Raw genomic sequence first — 14,564 nt, forward strand, 5'->3', positions numbered from 1 at the left:
GCACACCTTCGACCTTGAGTCGAAGGTGTGCGCGTCGGTGCAGGTCAGACGACCGGAGCCGTCGGCCGGGAGGCCGACCCCGCCGAGTACGTCACGACGCCGCGGTCGACGAGCCCGATGGCCTGCCGCGCGGTCCGCGCCAGCGCGTCACCGGCCTCGTCGCCCGCCGAGGCGGCCACGACGACCACCTGGTCGAGCAGGTCGAGCAGCTGGCGGGCCCAGCGCACGAAGTCACCGGCGGCCAGGTCCGCCGGTCCGGCGTCGAGCACGGCGTCGAGCGAGGCGCCGCGGCACCAGCGGTGCACCGGCCACACCAGGCCCATGTCGGGCTCGGGCGTGACCCGCAGCTCGTGCGCCTCCTCGGCGTCCGAGAGCCCCGCCCAGGCGCGCACTGTGGCCGTCAGCGCCCGGGCGACGGCGACGCCGCCGGGGGTGGCGGCAGCCGGCGGGCCCTCCTCGCGGCGGGCCTCGTAGACGATCGTCGACAGGACGGTGGCGAGCCCGGCGGGGTCGAGGGCGCTCCAGGCGCGGGAGCGCAGGCACTCCGCGACGAGGAGGTCCTTCTCGGCGTAGACGCGCCGCAGCAGCTGCCCGGCCGCCGTCACCTCGAGCTCCCGATTACCCGTGCTGCCGGCGACCGGCTCGAGGTACCCGAGCTCGGTGAGGAGCACGCAGACCCTGTCGAAGGTCCGCGCGATGGTGCCCGTGCGCGACTCGATGCGCGACAGGACGCCCTTGTGCTCGCGGTCGAGCCGGGCCCAGCGCTCGGCCCAGCGGGCGTGGTCGTCGCGGTCGGGGCAGGCGTGGCAGGGGTGCTGGCGCAGGCGCCGGCGGACCCTGCCGATCTCCTCGGTGACGGCGTCGGCGGAGGGCCCAGCAGCCGCAGGGCGCGCCCCGCGGGGGGCGAGCTCCTCCACGGGGCCGCGGCGGCGGCGGCGAGCCCCCTCGCCCTCCAGCTCGCCGATGCGGCGCCGCAGGGCGGCGTACTCGGCGAAGTCGCCCAGGTGGCACGTCATGGCCTCGGCGTAGGCGGCCAGCCCCTCGGACTGGTTGCGCGCCTGGCGGGCCAGGCCCACCACGCCGCGGTCGGCCTGGAACTGCGCGAAGGACGTCTCCAGCACCTCGCGGGCCCGGGGGCGCCCCACCTGGTCGACCAGGTTGACCGTCATGTTGTACGTGGGCCGGAACGAGGAGTGCAGCGGGTAGGTGCGGGTGGAGGCGAGACCGGCCACCGCCTCGGCGTCGAGCCCCGGCTGCCACACGACGACGGCGTGTCCCTCGACGTCGATGCCGCGCCGGCCCGCCCGGCCGGTCAGCTGGGTGTACTCCCCCGGCGTGATGTCGACGTGCGACTCGCCGTTGAACTTCACCAGCTTCTCGATGACCACGCTGCGGGCGGGCATGTTGATGCCCAGCGCGAGCGTCTCGGTGGCGAAGACGGCCTTCACCAGGCCGCGGGCGAAGAGGTCCTCCACGACCCCCTTGAAGGTCGGCAGCATGCCCGCGTGGTGGGCGGCGACCCCGCGGGAGAGGCCGTCGAGCCAGTCCCAGTAGCCCAGGACGGCCAGGTCGGCGTCGGGGATGGCCGAGCACGCCTCCTCGACGACCTCGCGGACCTCACGGCGCTCCGCCTCGGTGTTGAGGCGGATGCCGGCGGCCACGCACTGGCGCACGGCGGCGTCGCACCCCGCGCGGGAGAACACGAAGACGATGGCGGGCAGCAGGTGGGCTTCGTCGAGCTCGGCGAGCACCTCGGCGCGCGAGGGCGCGTGCTGGCGCAGCCGGACCGCCGGGGAGCGCTGGGCCCCCCGCGGGGGCCGCTTGCCGGGGTGGGCGCGCCCGCCGCCCTGGCCTCCCTGCCCCCCGCGGCCGCGCTGCACGTCGTCGCGCGACATGCGCAGCAGCTCGGGGTTCACCTCGAGCTGGGTGGTCGGCTGCGCCGGCGCCGTGCCGCGGCGGCTGGGGACGGGCGTCTGGCCGTCGCGCTCGGTGAACAGGTCGACCACGCGGGTGCCCACCATGACGTGCTGCCACAGGGGCACCGGGCGGTGCTCGGAGACGACGACGTCGACCTCGCCGCGCACGGTGGCGAGCCAGTCGCCGAACTCCTCGGCGTTGCTGACGGTGGCGGACAGGGAGGTGATCAGCACGTCGTCGGGGAGGTGGATGATCACCTCCTCCCACACGGCGCCGCGCGCGCGGTCAGCGAGGTAGTGGACCTCGTCCATGACCACGTGGGCGAGGCCCGCCAGTGCCGGGGAGCCCGCGTAGAGCATGTTGCGGAGCACCTCGGTGGTCATGACGACGACGGGCGCGTCGCCGTTGACGGAGGTGTCACCGGTGAGCAGGCCCACCTGCGCGGACCCGAAGCGCTCGGCCAGCTCGGCGTGCTTCTGGTTGCTCAGCGCCTTGATCGGCGTGGTGTAGAACGCCTTGCGCCCGGACGCGAGGGCCAGGTGGACGGCGAACTCACCGACCACCGTCTTGCCCGCCCCCGTCGGGGCGGCCACCAGCACCCCGCGGCCGGCCTCGAGGGCCTCGCAGGAGCGGAGCTGGAACTCGTCGAGCTCGAACCCCAGGGCCTCGCGGAACCGCCCCAGCTCGCTGGTGGCCAGGAACTTCTCGCGCTGCTGACGGGTGCGGGCCGCGGCGAACCGCTCCGCTGGAGATGCCATGCACCGAGCCTAAGCGGCGCGGCCGACAGCGCCTCCGGGCCGAGGGAGGTGCGGGGCGGACAGCTAGAGGGCGCTGGCCTCGTCGTCGGACAGGCCCGCGTACTGCGGGTCGCTCTTGGGCCGTCGGCGGTCGTTGAGCAGGCAGATGCCGATGGCCACGGCGAACAGGAAGAGCATCGGTGTGGCCAGCAGGAACATCGAGGTGATGTCGGGCGTGGGCGTGGCGATGGCCGCGAACGCGAAGCAGACGACGGTCACCCAGCGCCACGCCTTCAGCACCGCCTTGCCGGACATCAGCCCCGCCAGGTTGAGCGCCACGAGCACGACCGGCAGCAGGAAGGCGATGCCGAAGGCGAGCACCGTCCGCATGACGAAGCCCAGGTAGACCTCGGCGGAGATGATGTTGGAGCCGGACTCCGGGGTGAAGGAGGTGAAGAACTGGAAGACGTTGGGGATGAAGAAGCTGGACAGGTACACCCCGGCGAGGAACAGCGGCACGGCCGCCGCCACGAAGCCGAGCGCGTAGCGCTTCTCCTTGCGGGTGAGCCCCGGGGTGATGAACATCCAGACCTGGAGGATCCAGACCGGGCTCGAGACGATGAACCCGATCCACACCGACATCTTCAGCTTCATGTCGAACGCCGAGCCGACCTGGCCGAAGTTGATGCTGACGTCCTCACCGGCGTCAGCAGCCGCCTTGATGGGGGCGGTGATGTAGTTGAAGACCGGGTCGTACAGGTACCAGCCGGCGACCGAGCCGAGGATGATCGCGACACCCGCGATGAAGATGCGCTTGCGGAGCTCGAGCAGGTGCTCGCGCAGGGGCATCCGCCCCTCCGGGTCCTTGCCCCTGCGCGAAGGACGCGGAGGGGTCTCGGTGGCCACGGTCGGTCAGCCAGTCAGTCGGTGGCGGGCGTCAGCGAGCGGCGCTCAGGCGGAGTGGCGCTGCTGGGGGTCGTAGGACCCCTGCTCGCGCGGCGCCTCGGTGCGGCGGGGCTCGTCGTCGACGACGCGACCCTCCAGCGGGCGGGAGGGCGAGCCGGTGCTCCGGGCCTCGGTGCCCTCGGAGTCGGGACGGCGGTCGTCGTCCTTCATCTCCTTGACCTCGGACTTGAAGATCCGCATGGAGCGGCCGATGCTCCGGGCCGCGTCGGGCAGGCGCTTGGCGCCGAAGAGCAGCACCACCAGCAGCAGCACGACGACGAGCAGCACGGGGTTGTCGAAGATTGCGCGCACGATCCACCTCCGGTGTGGGTTCGCCTCACTGTAACCCCGCGACCGCCGGGGTCGACCGGCTCTCGGCCGGAGTCGGCTGGGAGGTCGCTGTCAGCGACCGGTCAGCCGACGAGCTGCTGCGCCCGGCGGACGCGCAGCTGCTCCTTGCGGCCCTCGCGCAGCGCGGCCACGCGGCGGGCCCGGCGCCTGCGCAGCTTCGCCTGCTCGGCGCGGCGCTGGGCGCGCAGGGCGTACGGGTCGTCCAGGACGCTGTGCGCCGGCTTCTGGGTCGGCAGGTGCTCCACCTGGGCCATCAGCTCGCCCGCGCGGGCGGACGCCTCTCCGAGCGCGGCGAGCACGGCGAAGCCCTTGCGGACCACGCCCCACGCGAGGACGCCGAGCACGACGAGGCCCGCCACACCCAGCCCCAGGTACACCGCGACCCACCACCAGCCCATCTCAGCAGGCTAGTGGTGGGTCCCGTCCTCGCTCAGGCGAGGTGGCGCGTGGTGGGCACGGCGCCGGCGATGGCCGCCAGCACGTCGGTGTCCTCCAGCGCGAGGGTGAAGTCGAGGACGTCGTCCCAGCTGATCGAGGCGCCCACGTGCTCCTCGAGCACCTCGGCCGGCACGGCCCAGTGCTCGGCGGGCACGCCGCCGGTGGTCAGCAGCCGCACCACGTCGTCGGTGGCGTGCTTGCGCACCTCCTCGGTGCACTCGGGGCAGTGGAACGCGTAGAAGCTCCACGCCGAGACCGTGCACACCACGAGGCGCACCTGGGGCGGGGTCAGCTCGACGTCGCCGCAGGTGGGGCACGAGGCCTTGATCGTGGTCATGGTGCGCGGGTCCTTCCGGTCGTGGTGCGCCCCCGCTCCGCAGGGGCTGACACGAACCTGATCGGGACTCCGCGACGCGGCCTTGACCGCTCAGCCCGGCGCTTGCTCCGCCCGGGTGTCGCCCCGACGGGTGACGCCCAGGTGCGCCTCGAGGGCGGTGCGCGCCGCGCGGGCCAGGCCCTCGGCCACCTCGGGCGGGTCGACGACGACGGCGGCGCCCCCAGCGGCAGCAGGAGGCGGCGCAGCCAGCGGTCGTCGGAGGTGCGCAGCCGCACCGCGGCCCGCCCCTCGCCGAGCTCCTCAACAGACTCCACCGTGACGTGCTCCACCAGCCAGCGCGCCTGGGCGTCGAGCTCGAGGGTGACCACGAGGTCGTCCTCGCCGGGGGTGAACAGGCCGTCGTCGACGTCGCGGGCCACGGCACCGGCCGGCGGGGTGCCGTCGGCGTCGAGCACGCGGGCGGTCACGACCCTGTCGACGCGGAACATCCGCACCCCGCCGGCCCGGTGGCACCAGCCCTCCAGGTACCAGCGGGCGTCGACGGTGAGCAGGCGCATCGGGTCGACGTCGCGCTCGGTGGTCTCGTCGCGCGAGGGCACGAGGTAGTGCAGGCGCAGCCGGCGGCGCCCGCCGGGGTGGCGCAGCGCCTCGCGGACGGCGACCAGGACGTCGCTGCTCTCGCGCGCCCCCGCCCCCACCCCTGGGTCGCGCGCGAGGTCGACGCTGAGCGCGCGGGAGGCGTGCGCGGCCTCGCCGGCGGCCTCGGTGAGCTTGGCCAGGGCCCCGGTCAGGGCCTCGCGGTCCTGCTCGCCGGCGAAGCCCGGGACGTCGATGAGCGTGCGCAGGCCCGTGATCAGGGCGAGCGCCTCGTCGATGCCCAGGCGCAGGGGCCGGGCGATGGCGTCGGCGTTGCCGATGTGCAGGCGCCCGCCCTCCCAGTCGGCCTCGATGAGGTCGTCGGGCAGGTGGCCGGGGGTGCCGCAGACGAAGAGGAGCTCGAGGTCCTTCACCAGCTGGTCGGTGGTGATCCCGAACCGGTCGGCGACCTCGTCCAGCGGCGCCCCCTGGTGCTCGAGCACCCAGGGGACCATCGCCAGCAGCCGGGAGAGCCGGTCGGCGGCCGAGGGCTGCACCGGCGGCCTGGGCCTCCTGGGGGCGGGGGTCACGCGCGGGCCACGGGGTGGGCGTCGACCACTCCGCGCAGGCGGCGGACCACGGCCTCGCGCAGGTCGTCGGGGGCCAGGGCGACGGCGTGGGGCGCGGCGGCCGCCACGGTGGCGGCGAGCTCCTCGACGTCGGTGAAGACGACCTCGGCCTCGACGTCGTCACCGGCGGCGGCCGCGGGGACCCCGGCGCGCAGGCGCAGCTGGCCGGCCGCTCCCCCGGCCAGGCGCACCCGGGCGGTCCGGGGCTCGCCGTCGCGGGCGCCGGCGGCGACGCAGGCGATCATGGCGCGGCCGTCGATGTCGTCGGGGACCTCGTAGGCGCCGGCGGGCCCGCTGCGGCGCACGGCGCCCTCGACGCGGGAGAGGCGGAAGACGCGCGGGGCGTCGCGGTCGAGGTCGTGCCCGACGAGGTACCAGTGGCCGTGCCAGGAGGTGACCTGCCAGGGCTGCACGGTGCGCTTGGCCACGCGCCCTCCTCCGTCGCCCCGCCCGGCGGTGCGGTACGTGAACGTGACGCGCTGGCGGTCGCGGGCCGCGGCGTACAGCGGCTCGAAGGCGGGCTCGGCGGTGCGGACGCGGGGCTCGACGCCGATCAGCGACTGCTCGTCGACCTCGACGCCGAGGGCGCGCAGCTTGGTGAGGGCGCGGGCGGCGGGACCGGCGAGGCTGGCCTGGGCCCACACGCGCGCGGCCAGCGACAGCACCGCCAGCTCGGCGGCGGTGAAGGAGACCTCGGGCAGGGCGTAGGCGTCGCGGTCGACCCGGTAACCCTGCTCGTCGTCGAACCAGGCCGACGCGGAGCCGGTGACCAGGGGCACGCCCAGCTCGCGCAGCTCCTCCTTGTCGCGCTCGAACATCCTGTCGAACGCCTCGGTGGTGGCGCAGTCCTCGTACTGGGGCACGGCCCGGCGGATCTGCTCCTTCGAGAGCCAGGTGCGGGTCGAGAGCAGGGCGATCACCAGGTTCAGCAGGCGCTCCGTCCGGCGGTCTCCCGCACCTGCCGCGCCTCCAGCCACGCTGGGAGGCTAGCAGCGGCCCTCTCGCCCCGGGGTGGCGCAGGTGGCGGCGCGCGCACGGGTGTAGGGACCTGTAGGGCCGTGTAGTGATCCGCTACACCCCCCTACAGGTCCCTACACCTACCATCGTCCCGTGGACCCCGTGGCGAACCCCTACGCCCCGGGCGCCGGGCGCACCCCGGCGGCCCTGGCGGGCCGCGACCGGCAGCGGGAGGCGTGGCGGGTCGGGCTGGACCGGGTCGAGCGCGGCCGCACCGCGCAGCCGGTCGTCCTGTACGGCCTGCGCGGCGTCGGCAAGACGGTGCTGCTGTCGAGCTTCCGCAGCGCCGCCGCGCAGCGCGGCTGGGTGGTGGCCCAGGTCGAGGCGGGCGCGGGCTCCGGCGCCGGAGGGGGTGCCGGGCTCCGGGGGGCCGTCGGCGAGGCCCTCCACGCGCCCCTGGTCGACAGGGCCCGCCCCAGCGCCGGCCGCCGGCTGCTGACCGCGCTGCGCACGGCGCTGAGCTTCAAGGCCTCCTACGACACCGCGGGCACCTGGAACTTCGGGGTCGACCTCGGCGAGGTCGGGGGCGGCGGCGCCGACACCGGCGTGCTCGAGGCCGACCTCGCCAAGCTGGTGCGCGACGTCGCCGCCGGCGCCGCCGAGGACGGCGGCGGGCTGGCGCTGCTGGTCGACGAGGCGCAGGACGCCACCCCCGCCGAGCTGGCGGCCCTGTGCGCCGTGGCGCACGCCGCCGGCCAGCAGGACTGGCCGGTGCTCGTCGCGCTGGCCGGCCTGCCGAGCCTGCCCCGCGTGCTGGCGGAGGCGAAGTCGTACGCCGAGCGGCTGTTCGTCTACGAGCGCATCGAGCAGCTGCCCCCCGACGCCGCCGTCGAGGCCCTGGTGGCCCCGGCCGTGGCCGAGGGCGTGCACTGGACCGACGGCGCCGTCGAGCTGGTGGTCGCCGCCACCGGCGGCTACCCGTACTTCCTGCAGCAGTTCGGGCAGGAGTGCTGGAACGAGGCCGAGGGCGACACCATCGCCCACGCCGACGCCCGCGTGGGCGCCGCCCGCGGCCGGGCCGCCCTCGACGACGGCTTCTTCCGCTCCCGGTGGGACCGCGCCACCGGCGCCGAGCAGGCCTACCTGCGGGCGATGGCCCCCGACGGCGACGCCGGCACCCCCTCGGGCGAGGTGGCGGCCCGGCTGGGCCGCAAGGTCGCGAGCCTGGGTCCCGCCCGGGCCAGCCTCATCGCCAAGGGCCTGGTCTACGCCCCCGAGCACGGCGTCGTGGCCTTCACCGTCCCGGGCATGGCCGACTTCATCGAGCGGCAGCCAGCGGGCTGACCGCCTCCCCGGCAGCAGCGGCCAGCGCCTCGTCGTAGCGGCGCAGGGCCAGCGCCGCGAGCCGGGGGTCCACGTCGCCGTCGTCGCACAGGGTGGGGGCCACGACATCGGCCAGCCCGTCGTCCAGCAGGGCCTGGAGGCGCTGGGAGAACACCCCCGGCGCGAGCAGGTACGGGGCCACCGCCACGCGGCGCCCGGGGTGGGCCGCGCGCAGGTCGGCACACGCCTGGGGCGCGGTCGGCGCCTGGGCCGAGGAGTACGCCGCGGTCACGGGCCCGGCGTCGGGGGGGCGCCGGGCGCGGACCGCGGCGAGGACGGCCTCGACGTCGGCGACGGCGCGGGCGGCGAGCGAGCCGGCCGCCAGGACCACCAGGGCGTCGTCGTCGCGGCCGCCAGCGGCGGCCAGGCGGTCCAGCAGCACCTCGACCAGGGCGTCGTCGGGTCCGAGCGCGGCGGCGGCCCTCGACCCGGCACCCAGAGCCCGGGCGGCGCGGACGGCCGAGGCGACGTCGGAGCGCACGTGGTACCCGGTGGAGAGCAGCAGCGGGACGACGACGTGCGCCGTGCCCGCGACCGCGAGCCGGGCGACGACGTCGTCCAGGGCTGGCTTCTGCACGTCGACGTGCGCCGCGAGCACCTGGACGTCGGGGCGCTGGGCGGCCACGGCGAGGCGCAGCTGGGCGACGGTGCGCCGCCCGGTGGCCGAGCGGGTGCCGTGCGAGACCGCCACCAGCACCGGCGGCTGGTCCGACGACGACGGGGTGGTGCTCACGCGACGTCCAGGGCGTAGCCGCGCTTGACCACGGTGCGCACCAGCGCGCCGCCGGAGGGGGCCTGGGCGGTCAGCGACGAGCGCAGCCGGGCCACGGCCACCTCCACGGCGTGCCCGTCGGTGGCGGCGGGCAGCGCGCGCAGCAGCTCGGTGCGGCTGGCGACCCGGCCGGGCTCGGCGGCCAGGTGGGCCAGCACGGCCAGCGCTCCGGGGGCCAGGTCGAGGACGCGGCCGTCGAGCACCGCGGCGCGGGCGCGGACCACCAGCTCGCCGGCGGGCGTGGTCGCCCGGGCGCGCGGGTGGACCTCCAGGTGGGCCGACAGGCACCTCATGAGGGCGCCCAGGCGCCACCGCTCCGGCACCAGCGGCTCCACGCCCAGCTCCCGCAGGGGGGCGGCGGTGACGTCGCCGACGGCGCAGCACACCACGTCGGGCCGGCCGGAGGCGCCGCCGCCCATCGCCGCCAGCACCTCGGGCAGCCGCCCGCGGCGCTCGGCGGCCTCGAGCAGCGCGACGGCCCCGGGGGCGGCGGTGAAGGTGACGGCGTCGAGGCTGCGGGTCGCGAGGGCGTCGACGAGCCCGTCGACGGCGCCCGGGTCGTCCGGGGGCTCCCACCGGTACACCGCGACGGTGCGCAGGTCCGCCCCGGCGGCGCGCAGCGCCTCGAGCTCGTCCAGGGCCCCCTGCGTGTGGGCGCCGTGGAGCTGCACCAGCACCGACCGCCCCGCGACGCCCTGGGCGAGCAGGTGCTCGACGGCCTCGGCGGTCTGCTCGCTGGCCGCCGTCCACGCCTCCGACAGCCCGGCGGCCCGGACGGCGCCGCGGGCCTTGGGACCGCGGGCCAGCACCCGGGTGTCCGCGAGCGCGGCGACGAGGGCCTCGTCGAGGCCGTGGGCCTCGGCGGCGGAGAGCCAGCCGCGCAGGCCGATGGCGGTGGTGACGACGAGGACGTCGGGCGGGTCGGCGATGGCGGCGCGAGTGGCGGCCAGGAGGTCGGCGTCCTCGGTGATGGGGACGATGCGCATGGTGGGGGCGTGGACGACGTCGGCGCCGCGGCGGGTGAAGGTGGCGATGAGCTCGTCGGAGCGGCGGTGGCTGGTGACGCCGATGGTGGCGCCGAGCAGCTGGGTGGGGTCGAGCTCGCTGGTGGTGCTCGTGGGGGTGCCCGTGGGGGTGGTGCTCACGGGGCCGGTTCCTCCGCCGGCTGCTGGGCGGGGGCGCTGGTGCGCAGGTCGACCACCCGGGTGGGGTGCGCCATGGCGGCGACCAGCCCGATGACGATGACGGCCGGGGCGCGCACCCCCCGGCGGGCAGCGACCTCGGCGGCGGTGGCCAGCGTGGCGGTGGTGGTGCGCTGCTGGGGGGTGCAGCCGCTCTCGACGAGGGCGACGGGCAGGTCGGGGTCGGCTCCCTGGGCCGCGAGGCCGGCGGCGAGCTCGGGCAGGCGCGAGACGCCCATGAGCACCACGAGGGTCCCGCCGCGGGCGGTCTGGGCGGCGAGGTCGAGCAGCTCGTCGTCGCCGAGGAGCTCGTGGCCGGTCATCACCGTGACGGAGCGGGCCGTGCCGCGGTGGGTGACGGGGATGCCGGCGGCGGCGGGCACCGCGAGCGCGCTGGTGATGCCGGGGACGACGTCGACGGGGATGCCGGCGGCGCGGCAGGCGGCGGCCTCCTCGGCGCCGCGGCCGAAGACGTAGCCGTCTCCGCCCTTGAGGCGGACGACGCGCAGGCCGCGCAGGGCGCGGTCGACGAGGACCCGCTCGATCTCGCGCTGGGGGACGGGGTGGTGGTCGGGGGCCTTGCCGACGTCGACGACCTCGACGTCGGCGTCCAGCTCGTCGAGGAGGGCGCGGGGGGCGAGCCTGTCGACGACGACGACGTCGGCCTCCGCGAGCGCGCGGCGGCCGGCGAGGGTGATGAGGGAGGCGTCGCCGGGGCCGCCGCCGACGAGGGTGACGCGGCCGAGGCCCCGCTCGGCGGTGGGGCGGCGGTGGCGGCGCAGGGGCAGCGCGCCGGAGCTGAGGCCGAGGCGGACGCCGTCGCGCAGGGCGGCCGAGCGCCTGGGGTCTCCTCCGGCGGTGACGGAGATGACCACGTCGTCCTGGCGGACCACGGCGGGGGTCCAGGCGCGGGAGCGCTCGCTCGCGTCCGCCCTGACGCACCAGGTCCGGCGCGAGGTGGCCTCGGCGGCCACGGCGTCGTCGGTGCGGGGGTCGCCGGTGGCGGTGTGCACGAGCCAGGCGCCGTCGAGGTCGGTGGCGCACCAGCGCCCCTGCTTCCAGGTGAGGTCGCCGGCGTCGGCGAGGGCGACGACCTCCTCGCACGCCTGCGGGGCGACGACGAGGACGTCGGCGCCGGCGGCGAGCAGGTCGCGGGCCCGTCGGGCGCCGACGGGCCCGCCACCGACGACGACGGCGCGGCGACCGGTGAGGTCCAGGTGCAGCGGGTACGGGTGGTCCACGTCGCGAGCGTGCCCCCGCCGTGTTGCGCCGGTGTTGCGCTCGGTGACCACCCGTGTTGCTTCCGGCTGGGCTCGACCGGGCCCGGTGCCTCAGGCGGGGGTGACGCGCACCCCGCCGTCGTCGTCGACCGAGACGCCGTGGACCCGCACCCGGGCCTGACCCGACGTCGACTCCCCCGTGCGCAGGTCCCAGGTGTTCAGGTGCAGGGGGCAGACGACCACGCAGGAGTCGATCTGCCCGTCCGCCAGCGGGCCCCCGGAGTGGGGGCAGACGGCGTCGACGGCGGAGACGCGCCCGTCGCGGTGGTGGAACACGGCGACCTGCACCTCCCCGGCGCCGCTGGGCACCACGTAGGCGCGACCCTCCCCCGGGGGGATCTCCGCGAGCGCTGCGACCCGCACCCCTGACGTCGCCGTCCTCGTGTCCACCGCGGTCACTGCTGGGCTCCAGCCATCGCTCCAGACACAAGGGCCTCCTCGTTCGGCATGACGATCTCCACGGGCAGCTGCTCGCGGGGGGTGCCGCCGGGGGCGCCCATCGGGCGCCGGGGCACCACGGGGAGCGGGAGCAGCGGCAGGGCGGGGGCGGAGAAGCGGCCGGGGGCGTCGGGGGCCTCGCGCTCCTTCCACGGGTCGCGGTAGGCGGCGCAGGCGGCGTCGACCTCCTCGTCGAGCTGGGCGCACATCCCGTCGGAGTCCTCGACGAGAACCAGGCGCACCCGCTCGATCGAGAGGCGGGGCACGAAGTCGTAGGTGCGCTCCAGCCAGTTGCCCCAGGTCCGGTAGAACTGGATGAACCGCCCGGTGAGCTGGATGACCGCCTCGGGCGAGTCGACGGTGGCGAGCAGGTCGGCCTTGCGGACCGAGGCCCCGGCGGCCCCGCCCACGTACACCTCCCACTTCCCGCCCCCGATGGCCACGACGCCGACGTCCTTCACGTAGGCCTCGGCGCAGTTGCGGGGGCAGCCGACCACGCCGAGCTTGAGCTTGGCGGGGGTCTCGATGCCCTGGAAGCGCTCCTCCAGGGCGATGCCGAGGGCGGTGGAGTCGCCCAGGCCGAACCGGCAGTAGTCGGTGCCGACGCAGGTCTTCACCGTGCGCATCGACTTGCCGTAGGCGTAGCCGGACGGCATGTCGAGGTCCTCCCACACCTTGGGGAGGTCCTCCTTCCTCACGCCCAGCATGTCGATGCGCTGCCCGCCGGTGACCTTGAGCATGCCGACGCCGTACTTGTCGGCGACGTCGGCGATGCGGCGCAACTGGTCGGGGGTGGTGACCCCGCCCTTCATCTGCGGGACCACGCTGAAGGTGCCGTCGCGCTGGATGTTGGCGTGGACGCGGTCGTTGATGAACCGGGCGTCGCGCTCGTCGACGAACTCGGTCGGCCACAGGGTGCGCAGCAGCGACGTCAGGCCCATCTTCGACTTCGCGTCCTCGGCGCCGCCGGGCGCGAGGGCCGCGAACACCGACGACACCGACGTGAGGTGCTGCTCGCGGATCGCGGCGACCAGCTCGTCCTTGCGCAGCGGCACGCCGGGCACGTACCAGTGGACCGACGGGTCCTCGGTGAGCGCACCCCCGCCGGCGGCGACGGCGTGCTCCACGATCGTGCTGACGACCTCCTTGCACGAGCCGCAGCCCTTGCCCGCGCGCGTGGCGTCCATCACGCCCTTCACGCTGGAGCAGCCCGACGCGACGGCGCCGCAGATGTCGCCCTTGGTGACGCCGTTGCAGTTGCAGACCTGGGCGTCGTCCGCGAGGTCCTCCACGGACCCCTCCGCCGTGGCGCCGAGGTCGAAGAGGAGCTCGACCCGCTGCTCGGGCAGGGGCAGCCCCCGGTCGAAGACCTGCTGGAGGGCGGCGGTCTTGCGGGTGTCGCCCAGCAGGGTCGCACCGACCAGGCGGCCGTCGCGCACGACGACGGACTGGTAGAGCCCCCGGCGGACGTCGGAGAACACGACGTGCTCGTCGTCGGGGTGCTCCGGGCCCGCCTGCCCGATGGCGGCGACGTCGACGCCGGCCACCTTGAGCTTCGTGGAGGTGCGGCTGCCGTGGTACGCGGCGTCGGGGTCGGCGCCGGTGAGCACGTCGGCCAGCACGGTCGCCTGCTCCCACAGGGGCGCGACCAGGCCGTAGGTCTCCCCGCGGTGCTGGGCGCACTCCCCCAGCGCGTACACCTGGCCGGGCCCCGCTGGCGTCTCGGGCTGGTCGACGCAGCGCATCTGGTCGTCGACGACGACGCCGCGCTCCACCACCAGCCCGGCGCGCAGGCCGACGTCGGTGTTGGGACGGATGCCGGCGGTCACGACGACCATGTCAGCGGGGAAGCTCCGCCCGTCCTTGAGCACGACGCCCGAGACCCGGCCGCTCCCCGACTGCTCCGTGCACGCCGTCAGCCCCGTGGTGCGCGCCCCCGTCACCACGGAGATCCCCGCCTCCTCGATGGACCGGCGCAGCACGGCGCCGGCGTCGGCGTCGAGCTGCTGGTTCATCAGGTGCGCCGGGGAGTGGATGACGGTGACGTCGAGGCCGTGGTTCTGCAGGCCCTTGGCGGCCTCCAGGCCCAGCAGGCCACCGCCGATCACGACCGCCTTCGCGGGCGTGGTGCCTGTGCCGTAGCGGCGGGCCTCCTCGAGCATCGCGCGGGTCTCGTCCAGGCTCCGGAAGCCCGAGACGCCCGGCAGCAGCGACCCGTCCTCGCGGCGCAGCCCGTCCATCGGCGGGAAGTGCGGCGAGGAGCCGGTCGCGATGACCAGCACGTCGTAGGGGGTGCGCCCGCCGTCGGCGTCGACCACCTCGCGCGCCGGCAGGTCGACGTCGTCGACCCGGACCCCCGCGCGCAGCTCGATGCCGTTCTCGGCGTACCAGCCCAGCTCGTTGAGGTAGATCGACTCCTCGCCGTCCTCCCCCGCGAGCACGTGCGACAGCATGATCCGGTTGTAGTTGCCGTACGGCTCGTCGCCGAAGACGGTGATCTGGAAGAGGTCACCGGCCCCGCGCTCGAGCAGCTCCTCCAGCAGGCGGGCACCGGCCATGCCGTTGCCCACCAGCACCAGACGCTTCGTGGAGCCCTGCTCCTTCTTCATGTGCACCAGACCTC

The 14,564-nt window shown here is 75.7% G+C and carries 13 protein-coding genes; 1 reads left to right on the forward strand and 12 read right to left on the reverse strand.

Annotated elements, in window-relative coordinates:
* Window positions 1-44 precede the first annotated feature (44 nt).
* The 7 genes from F1641_RS14585 to F1641_RS14615 all read right to left on the reverse strand — a co-directional run bounded on the left by F1641_RS14585 (window position 45) and on the right by F1641_RS14615 (window position 6,907).
* Window positions 45-2,675 (reverse strand): RNA helicase, encoded by a 2,631-nt coding sequence (locus tag F1641_RS14585; protein WP_194906734.1) that lies wholly within the window; start codon window positions 2,673-2,675, stop codon window positions 45-47.
* Between the two features lie 63 nt (window positions 2,676-2,738).
* Window positions 2,739-3,560 carry a twin-arginine translocase subunit TatC gene (gene tatC / locus F1641_RS14590; RefSeq protein ID WP_309225620.1) on the reverse strand — a complete coding sequence of 274 codons (822 nt, stop codon included), beginning with the start codon at window positions 3,558-3,560 and terminating at the stop codon, window positions 2,739-2,741.
* Window positions 3,561-3,605: 45 nt separating this feature from the next.
* Window positions 3,606-3,902: a Sec-independent protein translocase subunit TatA gene (tatA, locus tag F1641_RS14595; protein WP_375541498.1), complete on the reverse strand. Its 297-nt coding sequence runs from the start codon at window positions 3,900-3,902 to the stop codon at window positions 3,606-3,608.
* A gap of 110 nt (window positions 3,903-4,012) precedes the next feature.
* Window positions 4,013-4,348: a hypothetical protein gene (locus F1641_RS14600; protein WP_194906736.1), complete on the reverse strand. Its 336-nt coding sequence runs from the start codon at window positions 4,346-4,348 to the stop codon at window positions 4,013-4,015.
* Between the two features lie 32 nt (window positions 4,349-4,380).
* Window positions 4,381-4,725, reverse strand: a complete 345-nt coding sequence (locus F1641_RS14605; protein ID WP_194906737.1) for a hypothetical protein — start codon at window positions 4,723-4,725, stop codon at window positions 4,381-4,383.
* On the reverse strand, window positions 4,722-5,858 hold the full coding sequence (locus tag F1641_RS14610; RefSeq protein ID WP_206691215.1) for a YafY family protein: 1,137 nt from the start codon (window positions 5,856-5,858) through the stop codon (window positions 4,722-4,724). The genes F1641_RS14605 and F1641_RS14610 overlap by 4 nt, the downstream gene beginning before the upstream one ends.
* A gap of 29 nt (window positions 5,859-5,887) precedes the next feature.
* Window positions 5,888-6,907: a YafY family protein gene (locus tag F1641_RS14615; RefSeq protein ID WP_194906738.1), complete on the reverse strand. Its 1,020-nt coding sequence runs from the start codon at window positions 6,905-6,907 to the stop codon at window positions 5,888-5,890.
* A gap of 133 nt (window positions 6,908-7,040) precedes the next feature.
* On the opposite strand from F1641_RS14615, the gene F1641_RS14620 reads away from it, so the two are divergent.
* Window positions 7,041-8,231, forward strand: a complete 1,191-nt coding sequence (locus F1641_RS14620) for an ATP-binding protein (protein WP_194906740.1) — start codon at window positions 7,041-7,043, stop codon at window positions 8,229-8,231.
* Here F1641_RS14620 and F1641_RS14625 read toward each other — a convergent pair.
* From F1641_RS14625 to nirB, 5 genes are all read right to left on the reverse strand, one after another.
* Window positions 8,206-9,003, reverse strand: a complete 798-nt coding sequence (locus F1641_RS14625; protein WP_206691216.1) for a sirohydrochlorin chelatase — start codon at window positions 9,001-9,003, stop codon at window positions 8,206-8,208. The two genes, F1641_RS14620 and F1641_RS14625, sit on opposite strands and share 26 nt — an antisense overlap.
* Window positions 9,000-10,187, reverse strand: a complete 1,188-nt coding sequence (locus F1641_RS14630) for a uroporphyrinogen-III synthase (protein WP_309225621.1) — start codon at window positions 10,185-10,187, stop codon at window positions 9,000-9,002. The genes F1641_RS14625 and F1641_RS14630 overlap by 4 nt, the downstream gene beginning before the upstream one ends.
* Window positions 10,184-11,464: a uroporphyrinogen-III C-methyltransferase gene (cobA, locus tag F1641_RS14635; RefSeq protein ID WP_194906742.1), complete on the reverse strand. Its 1,281-nt coding sequence runs from the start codon at window positions 11,462-11,464 to the stop codon at window positions 10,184-10,186. Before cobA ends, F1641_RS14630 begins: the two co-directional genes overlap by 4 nt.
* A 90-nt stretch (window positions 11,465-11,554) precedes the next feature.
* On the reverse strand, window positions 11,555-11,893 hold the full coding sequence (locus tag F1641_RS14640; RefSeq protein ID WP_194906744.1) for a Rieske 2Fe-2S domain-containing protein: 339 nt from the start codon (window positions 11,891-11,893) through the stop codon (window positions 11,555-11,557).
* A gap of 5 nt (window positions 11,894-11,898) precedes the next feature.
* Entirely contained in the window at window positions 11,899-14,550 is a 2,652-nt protein-coding gene (gene nirB / locus F1641_RS14645; protein ID WP_194906957.1) for a nitrite reductase large subunit NirB, read from the reverse strand.
* Window positions 14,551-14,564 lie beyond the last annotated feature (14 nt).

It is taken from the genome of Quadrisphaera sp. INWT6, assembly GCF_015390235.1.
Lineage (GTDB): Bacteria > Actinomycetota > Actinomycetes > Actinomycetales > Quadrisphaeraceae > Quadrisphaera.

Bases quoted from the DNA above. Each gene is read 5' to 3' on its own strand.
- F1641_RS14585 (WP_194906734.1), bottom strand. From the start codon at position 2,675: ATGGCATCTCCAGCGGAGCGGTTCGCCGCGGCCCGCACCCGTCAGCAG.
- F1641_RS14600 (WP_194906736.1), bottom strand. From the start codon at position 4,348: ATGGGCTGGTGGTGGGTCGCGGTGTACCTGGGGCTGGGTGTGGCGGGC.
- F1641_RS14605 (WP_194906737.1), bottom strand. From the start codon at position 4,725: ATGACCACGATCAAGGCCTCGTGCCCCACCTGCGGCGACGTCGAGCTG.
- nirB (WP_194906957.1), bottom strand. From the start codon at position 14,550: ATGAAGAAGGAGCAGGGCTCCACGAAGCGTCTGGTGCTGGTGGGCAAC.